The organism is Neisseria weixii, assembly GCF_042658245.1.
Lineage (GTDB): Bacteria > Pseudomonadota > Gammaproteobacteria > Burkholderiales > Neisseriaceae > Neisseria > Neisseria weixii.
Map to the genome: position 1 here is coordinate 1 of NZ_JBHSPY010000040.1, position 16,164 is coordinate 16,164.

13 protein-coding genes and 1 pseudogene are annotated in these 16,164 nt (G+C 46.9%); 5 read left to right on the top strand and 9 right to left on the bottom strand.

Going from position 1 to position 16,164, the window contains the following annotated elements; genetic code table 11:
- Nucleotides 1–153: 153 nt before the first annotated feature.
- On the bottom strand, nucleotides 154–1,416 hold the full coding sequence (locus ACFPVS_RS12475) for a Glu/Leu/Phe/Val family dehydrogenase (RefSeq protein ID WP_096295617.1): 1,263 nt from the start codon (nucleotides 1,414–1,416) through the stop codon (nucleotides 154–156).
- A gap of 381 nt (nucleotides 1,417–1,797) precedes the next feature.
- On the opposite strand from ACFPVS_RS12475, the gene ACFPVS_RS12480 reads away from it, so the two are divergent.
- The 3 genes from ACFPVS_RS12480 (at nucleotide 1,798) to ACFPVS_RS12490 (ending at nucleotide 3,365) form a co-directional block, all read left to right on the top strand.
- Entirely contained in the window at nucleotides 1,798–2,517 is a 720-nt protein-coding gene (locus ACFPVS_RS12480; RefSeq protein ID WP_096296158.1) for a phosphoglycolate phosphatase, read from the top strand.
- An 11-nt stretch (nucleotides 2,518–2,528) separates the two neighbouring features.
- Entirely contained in the window at nucleotides 2,529–3,056 is a 528-nt protein-coding gene (recX, locus tag ACFPVS_RS12485) for a recombination regulator RecX (RefSeq protein ID WP_096295618.1), read from the top strand.
- Between the two features lie 141 nt (nucleotides 3,057–3,197).
- Nucleotides 3,198–3,365 carry a hypothetical protein gene (locus ACFPVS_RS12490; protein ID WP_096295619.1) on the top strand — a complete coding sequence of 56 codons (168 nt, stop codon included), beginning with the start codon at nucleotides 3,198–3,200 and terminating at the stop codon, nucleotides 3,363–3,365.
- A gap of 75 nt (nucleotides 3,366–3,440) precedes the next feature.
- On the opposite strand, the gene ACFPVS_RS12495 is transcribed toward ACFPVS_RS12490, so the two are convergent.
- The 4 genes from ACFPVS_RS12495 to ACFPVS_RS12510 all read right to left on the bottom strand — a co-directional run bounded on the left by ACFPVS_RS12495 (nucleotide 3,441) and on the right by ACFPVS_RS12510 (nucleotide 7,944).
- Nucleotides 3,441–4,796, bottom strand: a complete 1,356-nt coding sequence (locus ACFPVS_RS12495; RefSeq protein WP_096295620.1) for a PFL family protein — start codon at nucleotides 4,794–4,796, stop codon at nucleotides 3,441–3,443.
- Nucleotides 4,797–4,810: 14 nt separating this feature from the next.
- Entirely contained in the window at nucleotides 4,811–5,083 is a 273-nt protein-coding gene (locus tag ACFPVS_RS12500; RefSeq protein WP_095502667.1) for an ACT domain-containing protein, read from the bottom strand.
- A gap of 213 nt (nucleotides 5,084–5,296) precedes the next feature.
- Nucleotides 5,297–6,355 (bottom strand): alanine racemase, encoded by a 1,059-nt coding sequence (alr, locus tag ACFPVS_RS12505; RefSeq protein WP_378595826.1) that lies wholly within the window; start codon nucleotides 6,353–6,355, stop codon nucleotides 5,297–5,299.
- A gap of 335 nt (nucleotides 6,356–6,690) precedes the next feature.
- Nucleotides 6,691–7,944, bottom strand: a complete 1,254-nt coding sequence (locus ACFPVS_RS12510; protein WP_096295621.1) for a D-amino acid dehydrogenase — start codon at nucleotides 7,942–7,944, stop codon at nucleotides 6,691–6,693.
- Nucleotides 7,945–8,074: 130 nt separating this feature from the next.
- Here ACFPVS_RS12510 and ACFPVS_RS12515 point away from each other — a divergent pair.
- A pseudogene (locus ACFPVS_RS12515) lies at nucleotides 8,075–8,155 on the top strand (AsnC family transcriptional regulator); the annotation flags it as partial.
- A gap of 607 nt (nucleotides 8,156–8,762) precedes the next feature.
- Here ACFPVS_RS12515 and ACFPVS_RS12520 read toward each other — a convergent pair.
- The 4 genes from ACFPVS_RS12520 to ACFPVS_RS12535 all read right to left on the bottom strand — a co-directional run bounded on the left by ACFPVS_RS12520 (nucleotide 8,763) and on the right by ACFPVS_RS12535 (nucleotide 14,707).
- Nucleotides 8,763–9,371 carry a 3'-5' exonuclease gene (locus ACFPVS_RS12520; protein WP_096295622.1) on the bottom strand — a complete coding sequence of 203 codons (609 nt, stop codon included), beginning with the start codon at nucleotides 9,369–9,371 and terminating at the stop codon, nucleotides 8,763–8,765.
- Nucleotides 9,372–9,374: 3 nt separating this feature from the next.
- Nucleotides 9,375–11,177 carry a DUF294 nucleotidyltransferase-like domain-containing protein gene (locus ACFPVS_RS12525; protein ID WP_096295623.1) on the bottom strand — a complete coding sequence of 601 codons (1,803 nt, stop codon included), beginning with the start codon at nucleotides 11,175–11,177 and terminating at the stop codon, nucleotides 9,375–9,377.
- 816 nt (nucleotides 11,178–11,993) lie between these two features.
- On the bottom strand, nucleotides 11,994–13,334 hold the full coding sequence (locus ACFPVS_RS12530) for a DUF3482 domain-containing protein (protein WP_096295624.1): 1,341 nt from the start codon (nucleotides 13,332–13,334) through the stop codon (nucleotides 11,994–11,996).
- A gap of 20 nt (nucleotides 13,335–13,354) precedes the next feature.
- Nucleotides 13,355–14,707, bottom strand: a complete 1,353-nt coding sequence (locus ACFPVS_RS12535) for a DUF2868 domain-containing protein (protein ID WP_096295625.1) — start codon at nucleotides 14,705–14,707, stop codon at nucleotides 13,355–13,357.
- A gap of 365 nt (nucleotides 14,708–15,072) precedes the next feature.
- Between ACFPVS_RS12535 and ACFPVS_RS12540 the strand changes: the two genes are divergently transcribed.
- The gene (locus tag ACFPVS_RS12540) at nucleotides 15,073–16,041 is read left to right on the top strand and encodes a hypothetical protein (protein WP_232507420.1); all 969 of its coding nucleotides are present in this window, start codon (nucleotides 15,073–15,075) and stop codon (nucleotides 16,039–16,041) included.
- The last annotated feature ends 123 nt before the right edge of the window (nucleotides 16,042–16,164 follow it).

Consider the following 16,164-nt stretch of genomic DNA (forward strand, 5'->3'; position numbering starts at 1 on the left):
CAGTTTGTTTTGCTTGTACTGACTTAAACGGCTTCTTCTCATAGGGATTATTCTAACCTGAAATTAGATTTCCCTAGTTATCTAGTACAGCCCCTAATTAAAAGGCCGTCTGAAAGCATGAACCTTTCAGACGGCCTTTCTGACCTACCTTCATCAATACCAACCGCGCGCTTTCATGGCTTTTTCAATGCGGCGGATACTCATCATATACGAAGCGGTACGTAAGTCAACGCCGTATTCCTGCGCCAGATTCCAAATATCTTGGAACGCGCGGCGCAGCACCACGGTTTGTTTTTGCTGCACTTCATTAAATTCCCAGTAATAGCCTTGCAGGTTTTGCACCCACTCAAAATACGACACCACCACGCCGCCGCAGTTAGCCAAAATATCCGGCACCACCAACACACCGTTGGCCTGCAAAATCGCATCTGCTTCCGGGGTGGTCGGGCCGTTGGCACCTTCCACCACGATTTTGGCTTTCACATCACCGGCATTTTCAGACGTGATTTGGTTTTCCAGCGCACACGGTGCCAACACGTCCACATCTAAGGCCAGCAATTCGGCATTGGTGATTTCCCGGCCGTAGCCCGCTTCATTGGTGATGAAACCATTGGTTTGGTATTCTTTCAATACCGCGTCCATGTCGAGGCCGTTTTCATTATAGATGGCCACATCCACAGTCGAAACGGCCACCACTTTCGCACCGGCATCATGCGCGTACAAACCGGTATGGTAGCCTACATTGCCGAAACCTTGAATCGCATAAGTCGCGCCTTTCACGTCTTTACCGATTTTCTCCAAGGCTTGAACAGCTGCAAAATTCACGCCGTAACCGGTGGCTTCATTACGCGCCAACGAGCCGCCGAACTCAACCGGTTTGCCGGTAAACACACCCGGAGCAGAATATTTCACAATACTTTCGTATTCGTCTACCATCCACGACATCACTTTGCCGTTGGTGTTCACATCCGGTGCCGGAATATCAATTTTCTCGCCAATCAATGGCGCAATGGCGTTGGCGTAGCCGCGGGCAATGCGCTCCAATTCGGCTTCGGAATAATCTTTCGGGTCAAGCGTAATACCGCCTTTGCCGCCGCCATAAGGCAAACCTGCCACACAGCATTTAAACGTCATCCAAGTCGATAAAGCTTTCACTTCATCCATGTTGACATGCGGATGGAAACGGATACCGCCTTTATAAGGGCCAACGGCGTTGTTGTGTTGCGCGCGGTAGCCGGTAAAGGTTTTCACCGTACCGTTATCCAGTTTCACCGGGAAAGTCACTTCCAATACGCGTAACGGGTTTTTCAAAATTTCATACACCGCCGGATCGGTATTCAAACGATCGCACGCAGCTTTGACTTGTTTTTGGGCAATTTCAAAAGGATTCAGCGTTTCTTTTGCAGCATTCGACATCAGTAAGTCCTTTCACAAGGGTTTGTTAAGACGAGTGTCATGCATGCGACTATATCAAATTTTGGTGCTTTGTTTAAATAAAATATTTTAAAATCAATGTAGTAAATCTACTTTGTCAACATTATTAAAGTAATAAAATAAAAATAAAATTTTAATAAATATTTTTTAGGATTGTATTTGATTGAATTTTAAACATTCCTTATCCAGACACAGGCCGTCAGAATATTGAAAGCACCGTTTTACCTGAAAGATTTTTTTAATTTATACAGAAATAAAAAACCGCCAACCTAGCCGGAAATATGCCTAAAAATACCGCGGCCCCTTTTCAGACGGCCTATTTCAGGTAAAATTACTTACCGAACATAAACCTTGGAGAAGCTGATGACCACACCCACCATCGAACACGTTCAAGCTGTAGCCTTTGATTTAGACGGTACGCTATGCCACTCCGCACCTGATTTGATTGCCGCCGGCAACGCCATGCGCACTTATTTGGGCATGGAGACGCTGCCGGATTCGGAAATTGAAAGCTACATCGGCGACGGCATCGGCCGTTTAGTGCACCGTGTCATCACGCGCGAACGCGAAACCGATGCCGCGCCTGAGATTTGGGAAAAAGGTTTCGTGTTTTACATGCAATATTATCGCGATCATTTGAGCGACTTTACACGCCTTTATCCCGAAACCGAAGCCGGTTTGGGTCTCTTAAAAACCTTGGGCATCCCCTTGGCCGTCATCACCAACAAAACCGAAATCTTAGCCGTTGAATTATTGAAACAATTGGGTATCGCCGACGATTTCAGCCTGATTCTCGGCGGAGACAGCTTGCCCGAAAAGAAACCCAGCCCGCTGCCTTTGCAACATTGCGCCGAAGTATTGGGCATCGATATTGCCAACATGATGATGGTCGGCGATTCGCACAACGATATTCTCGCCGCCAAAGCCGCCGGCTGCTTCAGTGTGGGCGTAACTTTCGGCTATGGTGATATGGCTTTGTTGTCGCAAGACAAAGCCACCAAGCCCGATTGGCTGATTGGTTCGCTGCCGGAGATTTATGAAAACCTGCAACCGCAAAAAACCAAAGACGACGATGAAGCATAAGGCCGTCTGAAATGTACGAGTCCGAAAGCAACGGCTTTATCCACTTTGGCGATGCTGATGGCCAACCCAAACGCTCGGGCAAACCGCAAAAATCTTTGCGGGCGCGCGCTATGGATATTTTATCGCGCCAAGAAATCAGCCGTGTCGGACTGAAGCGCAAGCTCGCGCCGCATGCCGAGAGCGAGGAAGAATTGGAAAAAGTGTTGGATGAATTTGCCGAACGCAATTGGCAATCGGACGAGCGCTACACTGAAGCCTACATCCACAGCAAAAGCCGCCAACACGGCAAATTGCGCTTACAACAGGCTTTGGCGCAACAAGGCATTGATACCGACATCAGCCGTGAATTAATGCCTGATAAAGAAAGCGAGCTGCAAACCGCGATTCAGGTTTTACGCAAAAAATTCAAGCAGCCGGCAGGCGGCGATTTAAAAGAAAAACAAAAACAGGTGCGCTTTCTCGCCTACCGCGGTTTCGACATGGGCACAATTCAAGCGGCCTTAAAAAGCGATTGGTCAGCAGATGATGAATTTTTATAGCTCGTTTCAAATAGAAATAAAAGAACCGGCAACGCTGCATTATTTTTATTTGAAACGACTATATTGATTCATTTTGCTTGAATCTTCTTACCAAACGGCGTACGCTTCAGCCTATGAATATTCCAAGCGCGAGTTTGCATAATGACCGATAAAAACCCTTCTCCAAACGCACACAAGCCTTCTATCGAAGACGAACGCAACAACCCCGTTTATAAAGCCGGCCGAGCCGTGGTGATTTTCATGAGCATCGTGTGGGCGATTGTGGTGATTGCCGTTTTGTATTTTGTGTTTAAATTTTGGTTGAGTTAAAAACCTTTTCCTATTAAAAGGCCGTCTGAAACTTAATGTTTCAGACGGCCTTTTAATCATACGCTTACATTACGATTAGTTTTTCATCGATTGTACCGGCGCAGGAATGCGGCCGCCACGATTGACAAACACTTCGCATGAGCCGTCTTTAACCGGCATAATCGGCGCGTAACCCAATAATCCGCCGAATTCAACGCTTTCACCCACGCCTTTACCGGTAACAGGAATGATGCGCACGGCGGTGGTTTTGCTGTTGATCATACCGATGACGGCTTCGTCGGCGATGATGCCGCAAATGGTGTGCGCAGGGGTATCGCCCGGCACGGCAATCATGTCGAGACCGACCGAACACACGGCGGTCATGGCTTCGAGTTTGTCTAAGGTCAATACACCCGCTTCGGCAGCGGCAATCATGCCTTCGTCTTCTGAAACCGGAATAAATGCGCCACTCAAGCCGCCGACGGCGCTCGATGCCATCATGCCGCCTTTTTTCACGGCATCATTCAATAAAGCCAATGCAGCGGTGGTGCCGTGTGTGCCGCACACGCTTAAGCCCATTTCTTCGAGAATGCGGGCAACGGAATCGCCGACAGCCGGGGTCGGTGCCAAAGACAAATCCAAAATACCAAACGGAATATTCAGCATTTTAGACGCTTCGTGGCCAATCAATTCGCCCACACGGGTGATTTTAAAGGCGGTTTTTTTCACTACTTCGGCCACTTCGGTCAAAGTGGTTGCGTTTGAATTTTCCAAAGCGGCTTTTACTACGCCCGGGCCGGAAACGCCGACATTGATGATCGCATCCGCTTCGCCCGAGCCATGAAACGCGCCCGCCATAAACGGATTGTCTTCCACCGCATTGCAGAACACCACGATTTTAGCGCAACCGAAACCTTCCGGCGTAATCTCGGCGGTGTGTTTGATGGTTTCGCCCGCCAATTTCACCGCATCCATATTGATGCCGGCACGGGTGGAGCCGATGTTAATCGAAGCGCACACAATGTCGGTGGTCTTCATCGCTTCCGGAATCGAGCGGATTAACACTTTGTCCGACGGCGACATGCCTTTTTGCACCAAAGCAGAGAAACCGCCGATAAACGATACGCCAATGGCTTTGGCGGCTTTATCCAAAGTTTGCGCCACGCTGACATACGAATCGGCTTTGGTGGCCGCCGCAATTTGGGCGATTGGTGTCACCGAAATGCGCTGGTTTACAATCGGTACGCCGTATTTGGCCGACAAATGTTTGGCTGTGGCCACCAAATCTTTGCCGATGGTGGTGATTTTGTTGTAGATATTTTGGTTTAACTCATCAATATCGCTGCTGATGCAATCGTGCAAATCGATGCCGATGGTAATGGTACGCACGTCAAAATTCTGGTCGGCGACCATTTTGACGGTTTCTAAAATCTCGTTAGACTGAATGCTCATGTTAATACTTCCGATTAAATGCGGTGCATGGCTTGGAAGATTTCTTCGTTTTGCATGCGGATGTCGAGCGCGAGCTTTTTGCTTTCTTCGGCAAACAAATCCAACATTTCTTGGCGCGATTTCGGGCATTTGGCGGTATCGACCAAAATAATCATGGTAAAGAAATCATCCATCAGCTGCTGGCTGATGTTGAGAATATTGAGTTGGTTTTCAGCCAGAATTTTAGAAACATCGTAAACGATACCGACGCGGTCTTTGCCGATGACGGTCACAACAGAATTGCTCATGGGGATTCCTTTGATGATGGTAGAAAATGTCAACGTTAATTCAGTGGCTTAAGCAGCCAGACATCAGGCCGTCTGAATCTTTGCGAATGTGCGCATTATAACATTCTTCAGACGGCCTGAGATTCAATTGTTAACAATGATATGGTTGAATCGCAATATTTATTCAAGCCGATAAAAAGCCGCCTGATGTTTCAGACGGCCTTGCTCAATCCGTTACTCGGAATAAGTAAATTTCGCGCGCTTGATGTTACACAACAATTCATACGCAATCGTGCCGGCGGCTTCGGCCACTTCGTTGATGTTGACCACATCGCCCCATAATTCGACTTCGCAACCCAAACCTTCTTTGGAAGCATCCAATTCGACAGTAATCATGTCCATCGACACGCGCCCGATAATGCGGCTGCGCTGACCTTCAACGGCGATTGGCGAACCGGTTGATGCTCGACGCGGATAGCCGTCGGCATAACCACAGGCAATCAGGCCGACACGGGTGGATTTGGATGTGTAAAACGTCGCGCCATAACCAATCGGCGAATGCGGCGGCAACACGCGTTCGCCGAACACGCGCGAAGTCAGGCGCATTACCGGTTTCAAACGCTCATCGGCACCGCCGAACGGCGACACCCCATACAAAGCCAGGCCCGCCCTGCCCCAATCGCGCCGCGCTTCAGGTACATTCAAAATCGCCGGCGAATTGGCCAAGCTTTCTTCGCCTGCCAAGCCTTCGCAGCCCAAATCGAAGGCTTCAATCTGCATTTCGGTCATGCCGTTTTCCGGCTCGTCGGCGCAGGCAAAATGGCTGAATTTAACGATTTCATCAACGTGTTTGCATTGTTTCAACGCAGTGTAGGCGGCAGCATAATTATGCGGAAAAAAGCCGGTACGGTGCATACCGGAATCCATTTTCAGCCACACGGTCACAGGATTTTGCCATTCGTGATGCACCAAGCCTTCCAATTGCCATTGGTTGCCCACCGCCGGCCAGAGTTTGTATTCATCGATGCGGGCATATTCGGCCACATCAAACACGCCTTCCAGCAATACAATCGGATTATCGATGCCGCTTTGACGCAATTCGATGGCTTCTTCCAACGTCGCCACGGCGAAACCATCGGCCAAATCGGATAAAGCGTGGGCGCACCGCACTGCGCCATGGCCGTAGGCATTGGCTTTAATCACCGCTAAGAGTTTGTTGCCGTGGATATTTTTTAAGGTTTGGTAATTGTGGCGCAGATGATCCAAACGGATTTCGGCTTGTAAGGGGCGCATGTTTTATCCTTTGTTTGAGTCGGTTTAGCCGGGAAAAATAAACCTAAATTTCCCAGCCGGCGGCCTTTTCAGACGGCCTGAAACCTTTGCAAAATCAGATTCGAGCACGGTTCGAATTAAAGCAGCACAGAAACGCAAACATATCATGATCATAAAGACAGACAAGTTTTCGAGCAGCGCATGACGAAAAAATGTACTAAAGACTAAAGATGAAGATTTTGCAAAGGCCTCAACCTATATGCTGTTTATTATAGGCCGATTGTGTTGTTTTTCAAATATGGGAAAACCGATTAAGGCCGTCTGAAAATCAATTGAATATTTCAGACGGCCTTGATTCAGACGTAACGTGCCATGCCTAAATCATCGGTGCGGATTTCGGGTACAACGTCACTCACCAAATCTGCGGTAATGCGCCCTGAACCGAGCGACATCGTCCAGCCCAAAGTACCGTGGCCTGTGTTTAAAAACAAGTTGGCGTATCGCGTTGCGCCGATAATAGGCGTGCTGTCAGGCGTCATCGGGCGCAAACCGCTCCAGAACGTGGCTTTGGCCACATCACCACCTTGTGGATACAAATCCTGCACCACCAAGGCCAAAGTGTCGCGCCGCTCTTGCGGCAACTTGATTTCGTATCCGGACAATTCGGCCATGCCGCCGGCGCGGATGCGGTCATTGAAGCGGGTAATGGCGACTTTGTAGGTTTCGTCTAAAATCGTCGATACCGGCGCTTCATCTCCATTACTAATCGGCACGGTGAGCGAGTAGCCTTTTACCGGATAAATCGGCAAATCCAAGCCTAATTGCGCCATCACCGTGCGGCTGAAGCTGCCTAAGCAGCACACAAAACGGTCGGCTTCAAAGCGTTGGCCGTTGGCGATAACAGCGGTGATGTTCGGGCCTTGATGCTCCACACGCCCGATGTTGTGTTCAAATTTAAACACCGCGCCTTTGGCTTCGCATAAAGCTTGCAAACGTTGGGTAAACAGATGGCAATCGCCCGTGCTGTCGTTGGGCAGATGTAGCGCACCGGCAATTTTGTCTAACGCATGACGCAAAGCCGGCTCGAATTGCAGGCATTCTTCCGGCTGCAAACGCTGGTACGGTACGCCATATTCCGCCAAAACTTCAATATCTTTTGCTGCGGCGGCTACTTCTTTTTGCGTGCGGAAAATCTGTAACGTGCCTTTGTGGCGGCCTTCAAAATCCAAACTGGTTCCGGCTTCAAAACGGCGGAACATCTCGCGGCTGTATTCGGAAATGCGTACCATACGTTCTTTATTGGCTTGGTAACGCTCGGTAGTGCAGTTTTGCAGCATACTCATCAGCCATTGCCATTGAAAGCGGCTGCCGTCAGGTTTTAAAATCAAAGGCGAATGTGGGCGAAACAGCCATTTGGCCGCTTTGGCGGGAATGCCGGGTGCTGCCCAAGGCGTAGTGTAGCCGTAGGAAAGCTGGCCGGCATTGGCAAAACTGGTCTCCATTCCCGCCGCTTCCGCCCGGTCAATCACCGTCACCTGATGGCCTTTTTCCAATAGATACCAAGCCGTTGCGATGCCGGTTACGCCTGCGCCCAAAACCACTACGTTCATATTTCACCATTGTTTTACTGGAAATGAATGTAGTTTAGTGTAATTTATTTTTATCAGGATATTTCACTTTATTTTTTTAATTTTATAAATTATTATCCTGAAAATTAATTTTTAGAAAGTGATTTTAACCATGAGGGAATTGGATAAAACTGATTTGAAAATCTTAAAATTATTGCAGCAAAACGCGCGCATTCCGATGACCGAATTGGCTTTCCAATAGGCCGTCATGTTTTGTTTGTTGTCGGACATGATGATCTCCTTATTTATTAATTTATTATTGTAGAGAATACTCCAGTGATCAGAGCAAACTGCTGCGCCCCGCGCCAGAATTTTTTGTTTCTTGATTGGTGTTACTGCAACAGGCAAAACTGCCTTGAAGTCAGAATAGCACAATTCATTATGCTTTCAATATCATCTTTTGAACTAGGTTCAGCCACCCGAAATGAAAATGCGTCGTATGAATCCGAATTAATAATTTATCAATAAAATTGATAAGTTTTTTCCTAAAAAATTTTATGCAACAAGCAGTTAAAAAAATTAATCCAATTTAACCCAAGCCGATTTCATGAAGTAAAAATATTAATATTAAGATGTTACATAAATTAAAACCGCACTATAATTAACTTTTTTACATAAAATCCTTTCTTTTTGATTTGCAAAATTCAAAAATTTGGGAACTTTTCTAAAAAATGGCTCAAAATACCGTTCAAAAAACCGCAAAAAGGCCGTCTGAAACGCCTTCAGACGGCCTTTTATTATCAGTTTAACTGATGATAGACATCAATTTTTCTAATCCAAACCGTTTGTTACCTTCCATTTTATTTTCTGGCCTGTATCGCCTGCCACATCATCGCCACATTAATGGCATCGTTAAGCGCATTATGTCGGGGTAAATCCGGAATACGCAAAGTTTTAATCATACTGGCCATACGTAAATCAACGTAATCGTTATAATAAAAATTTTTCTTGACCTCTTGTTTAAAATACACGGCCGATACTTCAATCTGACGGTTAGGCAAAGGAATACCGATTAAGGGCTTCAGAAACTTATCAATCATCGCCACATCATATTCCAAATAATAGCCCACCAACGGCCTTCCGCCGATAAAATCCAGCAGTTGATACAAAGCCTTTTCAATCGAAATGCAGTCTGAAAGGTCTTTCGGGCGCAAACCGTGTACCGTCACATTGGTGGCTTCCATCATACCCTCCGGTTTCACCAGCACATAAAACGGCTCACTGGTCAAAATAGTATTGCCGCGGATTTTCACTGCGCCGATGGAAATGATTTCCGCCTCTTTCACATTCAGACTGGTGGTTTCACAATCAATGCTCACCATTTCATTGACGTGTTCCTCATAAAGAAAAGTGTATTTTGAATCTTTCAGATGGCGTCGGTAATACGCGCGTTTCAGTTTCTCGAACATGGCTCACCCTCCCAAATGGAAATGATGGCGTACCGTTTGTTTAAAGCGTTTCACCACATTCAGCGAATCTTTCAACAAATCGCGTTCAAGCGTGGAAAGCTTATCGGTATCGACCTGATTATTGAGCTTCTGCATGGGATCGTTTAAAGCCATCAAACCGCCTTTCAGACGCAAATCCATCAAATAGCCCAAAGCTTCGGCAAGATCGCGCCCGGCTTGATGCTCCAAAACATTGCGTGCCACTAAGATATTAATGCGCTCAAATGAATTATTCGCCTCCAAATGCGTTTCCAAAGCCAACGCGCGTACGCCGTGCACAATCGGGAAAATACCGATTTTTTTCACATCCATTTTCTTGTTGTTGCGTTGCAGCAAGCGCGGCATAAAGCGGCGACTGTGGTCTTCAAACAAATCCACTTCACGGGCGAAATTCATCAAAATGCCGACATCTTTATCCATACGGCGGTAAAGATAGTTATTCAGCTCATCTAATAGAGACACATCGCCCGCCACTGCTTTGGCATCGATAAAAATCGCCAAATTCATCATGTTGGTTGGTGTGGCCGAACTCAGCCAGTTACCGATCATCTTTTTAAACTCTCCAATCGGTTTGCGCCACATCGGATTGCACACCATAATCCCGCCTTTGCACGGCGGATAGCCGAAACGCTCCAACGCAGAAGAGAACTTTTCCGCCGTTGCTTGCGCTTCTGCCAAATCCACGCCCTCAGCCAAAATAAGCGCATTGTCTTGGTCAGTCTTCAAAATCTGCTCACCACGCCCTTCCGAACCCATCACCAATAAGCAAGAATGTTCGTATAAATACTCCGAAGCCAGCAGGCGCCATGTTTTTTCAAACAAAGCGCTGTTCGATACCTGCATCAACTGTGCCAACTGCTTAGCCCGCACGCCGTTTTTCTGTAAGGCTTGAATCGAACCGTTCATCTGTGTGGCCAGTTCGGCCAAATCGTCAATGGTTTCAGCCTTTTCAATACGCTGTACCACCACGTGGGTGTGGTTGGAAAAATAGGCCAAGATATCCAGCTGCTCTAAAGCACCGATGGCTTTACCGTTTTCAGTCACAACCACACGCTGAATACGCGATTCCATCATGCGCAGTAAAGCATTAAACACAAAATCATCGATATCGGCGGTAATCAATTGCAGAGGCGACCATTTATACACCGGTTCATCAAACGAAGCGCCTTCCATCACAATGTCGCGGAAGGCTGATTCGGTGAACAAACCGGTCTGCCCTTCATGATGCAGTAAAAGCGTTTTAGTTTTGCGCTCCTTCATCAGATGCGCCGCTTCCAAAACCGTTGCCTTACCATCCAGCCACACCGCATTATCGCGGTAGGCATCGCGCACTTTGGCCGTAAACAGGCTTTCAAATTCGTCTTCGCCAGGCGACTCGGAGCGGTTGGCCAGTTTCTCCGCTACAGAAGCATAAAAATACGAACCAAAACGACTGTTGCCTTCCATCAAGTGCAGTACACAAGCTTTCGGCAGCTTGTACACCAAGGCTTCTTCAGCCACGACAAAACTGTTTTGGCTCGTACCTTCTACCAAAGCACGCGCTTCAAACGTATCATGCGCCCGATAAACCGCCACTACTTCACCATCGCAACCGACTTCCTTCACCACGCCTTTCATAACTACATATAAAAATTCAATCGGCGTATTGGGCTCGATAATCAATTCTTCATCACGGTAAAACGCAATATCCACCACGTTTTGCAGCGACAAACGTTCGCTGCCGCTTAATACATGATACGGCGGATAATTGAAATCAAAGCGTTCCATTTTATTTCTCCTGTTTTTCCGTTCACTCCAAATTGAACGATTGTTTTTATCACTAAATCAACAGATTTTTCAGCATATTACAACAAGAATTCAAAAAACGACACCGCAAAAAAGGCCGTTTGAAAATCTATAGGTTCCCAAAGAACCCAATATATTTTCAGACGGCCTCAAATACTTTAGCAAACTCAAGATAACGCATTCAGCAACAAATCGCCTATTACGCGCAATTTGATTACATCAAAATCAATTTCAACGGGCAATATGAAAAAAAATATCAATGCACGCAAACGACAGACAAAAAAATGCACACATTCAATCAAATGTGTGCCAAGTCTACAAAGGAGAAATAGAGGAGAAACTATTAACTGACTACTCGAACCAGCTAATGGAGAGTATCATACCGAACTCAGCGCCTACATGCAAGCATTTTTCTTGTAAAGTTTCTTAATTGTTGCACCTATACACCTTAAATGTAGCTTGATTTCAAATGCATGTATCTGATAACCGTCACCCACTCCAATGATGGCAATTTGATGACAATCAATAACGAAAAAAAACGCGCACATCTTTTCAGATATGCGCCAAGTCTACAAAGGAGAAATAGAGGAGAAAAATCAAGCTGCATCAAGCAACTCAACAAGGCATATTCTGCGCTTTTCTTTTTCGCCCGTCAACATCTATTACTAAAAAAATTGCGGTTAATATCAAAAATCCGACATTATCGGCTATTTATGATTATTTTATTTTCACATATAATTAAAAAAGAAAAATAAACGAACAAAAATGTTTTTATCCGCGCCTAAGGCTTTAGGCGCTCTATTCGCGCTTCAATTTTTGTTGCAAATTGTGCGCAGCTTCTGCCCGCTCGCGATGACTAAGATCAGGTAAATGAGTATTCAGCGACGACCATTTCCATTGCGAACGCGCTTTATTTAATTCAGACGGTAATTTATGCGGCTGCCAAGGCGTTTGGCCGCTTTGCAACGCCACTTGCGATTGCGCCGCATGACCGCGTTTTTGTAGGGCATTTAATAAATCCAGCGCACGCGCAGCCAGCAGGGTTAAGGTTTCTGGATCAATATGCAAGGTTTGTTTGCCGGAAATCTTATCGGAAATATCCTGCACATTCGGCAACACGCCGCCTAAAATGCCGCCGATGGCGGTGCCCAAACCGAGCGATCCGCCCAGTGTGGCAATATCGAGGCCAAAGCCGATTAATGCGCCGGTGGCCGCCCCCGTACCGGTGCGGATGCCATATTGCACAAGCAAATCACTGTCAAACGGATCTTGGCGGAAAGCTTTTAATGCCCAATCACCGCTTTCAATGTCATTTTGGTAGAAACGGTAAAGTTGGAATAATTGCTGCTGCATTTTGCGCTCTAATTGGCGTACTTCGGCCTGCATGGTTTGCAATGTCGGCTCGGGATTATCGGCTTCGTCGATTTCTTGTTTATAAGCCGCGACATCGAGTAAAAAATCGGCAATTTCACGACGGGCGTCTTCATCTAATTTTTGCCATTCGCGGCGGCGCATACCGATTAAGCGGTCGAGGATGTCGCGTTCGGGCAACATGGTGGCCAAATTATCCCACAGGAGGATTTCTCCTTCAAAATCAAAAGCAACCGTGTCAAAACCGCTGTATACGTGCAAAGTGCGGCGTGCCAGCATGGTGATCCATTCGGTCAAATCTTGTCCGCCGATAAAGTTGAACACCGGCATCACCGGCTTGGCGCACCACGACAACACGGTCAGCTCTTCTTTATATTTGTTCAACACCGGCTCACGCGCATCAACCACATACAAAGCCATATCGCTTTGCAGTAATTGGCGCAATACTTTGGCTTCCTGATTGAAATCGCCTGCAGCAGCCGGGCTGTCAAGGAACTGCTGTAGTCGCTCAATACCGTCTGAACGCGATGAGGTATTGGCTTCCAACCAGTCCAACACACCACCGGCGTCTTCCAAGCCGGGCGTATCGTATAAATACACCAGTGTATCGGTGCCGTCTGAAATGGCGGCCTGCTCGACATGGCGCGTGGTGGATGGCGCGTTTTTCACTTCGCCGAAGGTTCCGTCGCGCAATAAAGTACGCAGCAGCGACGTTTTGCCGGTGTTGGTATGGCCGACCACAGCCAGAGATAAAGGTTTTGTTTTCATGGTTTTGTCTTTTCAGTTTTTCAGACGGCCTGATGATTTTGCTGCAAACGCAATTCCTGATTCAGCTTGGGCGGATTCAACCAAGCTAAATTGCGCTCATTCAAAGCCTGATGCCAATATTGCAGGTTTTCCTGCAGGCCGTCTGAAAGATATTGTTCGGCCAACAGTTGCACCACTGTCCCGCCCTTTGCCGCTTCGGCCAATTGGGTGATTTGGCGTAAGACGCCACGGTCGGGCACGGTATGCGCCCGCACGCCAATCAGCAATTGCGCCGGTTGCTGCTGCAATTCGTTCGCCAGCGCATGTACAGCATCGCGGCTGTCGGCCACGCCTTTATCGAGCCACTCTTGACCGAGTGTGTGGGTAAACCAAGAATCATCCGGCCATTGCGTTTCTAACATCACCGCCCATTTCGGCGCATCGCTGATGTTGATTTTCGGCGACACAGTGGCAATGGTTTCGCTTTGCGTGTCGGCATCGATGATTTTAGTCTGCCATTGCTGAATGATTTTTTGATAGTACGGTTTATCCAGCGGCAATGAGTTACGGCTGATTTTGAGCATGATTTTGCAGGCCAGCCACGCAATGAAACGCGGCAGAATACCGTAACATACAATGCTGCCAACCAACAAACCCGACCACGCGCGCGCATCGGCGATATTGCTGTTCAGACGGCCTTGCCACACCGCATCGGTATCCGGTACAAGAAAACCGACTTTCGACGGCAACCACCCCAACCATTCAATGGCTTTGACCGAAGCGGTATTGGTCAGTAAGGTACTTTCCCAGTTGAACGTATATTGGCGCACCAACAACAGCATCAACACGGAAATCAGCATCCCCAACAAAGTCGCCAACCATAAGCTGTGTGACGTGCGGCCAATCAGCCAACGTGTGGAAGGCTGTTTCCATTCTTCAGTATATAAACGCAACATGGCCTGATTGACCGGATCTTTGCCGCGCATCAACGTCATCGGGTGGCTGATGACGTTGCCGAATTTAAAACGAAATACCACCGACACCAGCCAAATCAGCAGCATGATGGTATTCATGCCCAACACACTCGCCAAAATCAGAAAAAAATTCAAGCCTTGGTTGTCCATCAGGATATAAGTGCCGGAAAAGCCGCTGGCAAACATCAACGACACGCCGACAATCCACAGCCAAAACGCCGCGCTTTTGGTGTATTCCAACGCATCTTGCAACTGATGATTGCGGTCGATCATTTCTGCGCGGCGTAAAATTTTCGCTTCAGGCTGCCCATCAACATAGCGCAGCGATTCCGTAATCTGAGCCGGATCAGCAGGAAAAATATAATCCCGCTCTTCCAAAATACGCACCAATTCGGCAAGTTTGTGTTTCGGATTTAGCATAACAGTAGAGGCCGTCTGAAAATAATGCGATTTTAACATAGCTTTTCAGACGGCCTGAACCCTTTGCAAAATAAGGCATCAAGCCCGTTTAAAGAGTAATAACTTTATTCATTAATTGCAGCATTCAACCTTACTGTGTCAGCCTGAACAAAATTTTCAACTCATTCTCAATGTTGTTTTGTTTTATTTTTCAAAATGATAAAACCACAATATCAACCCTCTGATGAATATTCATTTGAAATGATAATTTTCATAATGTTGTCACTGACTTTCCCTAAATTTTGCAAAATTTGTGATGCCTTGAAAAATAATGTATGCTCAAAATATGGGTATTAATTAAGCAGTCCTATTCTGAGGGAATCATTATGCAAAAGAGACATCAAAGTATTTTATTTATTTTAGCTGCGTGTATGTCTTCGATGGTTATGGCAGACGAAACCGTACCGGCCACCGGCGATACTTGGATTGATACCCAACACGGTAAAGTGCAAGGCACTTTACAAAAATGGTCACACGGCATGGATGGTTGGTTTGGCGAAACGGATCCCAATAATCCGGCCAGCGCCAATTTGCGTGTGATGGTTGATACAGAATGGAACAAATACGATGAATTTTCGGTAACGCCACGTATCCGCGGCCGCATCAAACTGCCTGTATTACAACAAAAGCTGAATGTCGTGTTTGGTGACGATTCCTTAGACGACGAATTCCGCAATGAAGCCAGCAACTACCGCAACCGCACTTATCGCGACGGTAAAAAATACGATTACCGCACCAACCGTGATCAAAACTCTTCCATCGCTCTGCGTTGGAACGAATTGCTTGGCGGTGGCGACATCGATACCGATTTTGACATCGGTATCCGTTCCGGCAGCGATTTATATGCTCGCGTGAAAGCAGAAAAAGATTGGCAAATCAACGATCAATTGGTTACCGGTTTAGAGCAGATTTACCGTTACGGCTCTAAGAGCGAACACCATGTCCGTACCAATTGGGATACGCGATACCAAGAAGATGAAAAAACCTTTATTTCCAACCAACTCCACCTTCAATATGAACATGAAGGTGCCAGAGAAGAATGGACTTGGGGCGACAACCTTTATCGCCAACACGATTTAGGTAAAAACCGCTACGTCAATTACGGCTTGCACACCCACGGTTATATTCAGGACAAAAAATTCAATCTGAATACCTATGGCCCTTTTATCGGTTATCGCCAACCGATTTGGCGTAAATGGTTGTTTGTGCAGACTGAAGTCAACTATTTCAACAACCGAAAAGATGATCGCGACCATACCGTTGGCGCCCTGGTTCGCTTTGAAGCCTTATTCTGATTTGCTCATAATAACAAAGCCGAGATCTTTGCAAAATACCGGCCACCCCATCCAAACGGTTACCTGAACAATCAGGTAACCGTTTTTTCATTTTCAGACGTGTTTCCCGTCCGTATTTCCCCC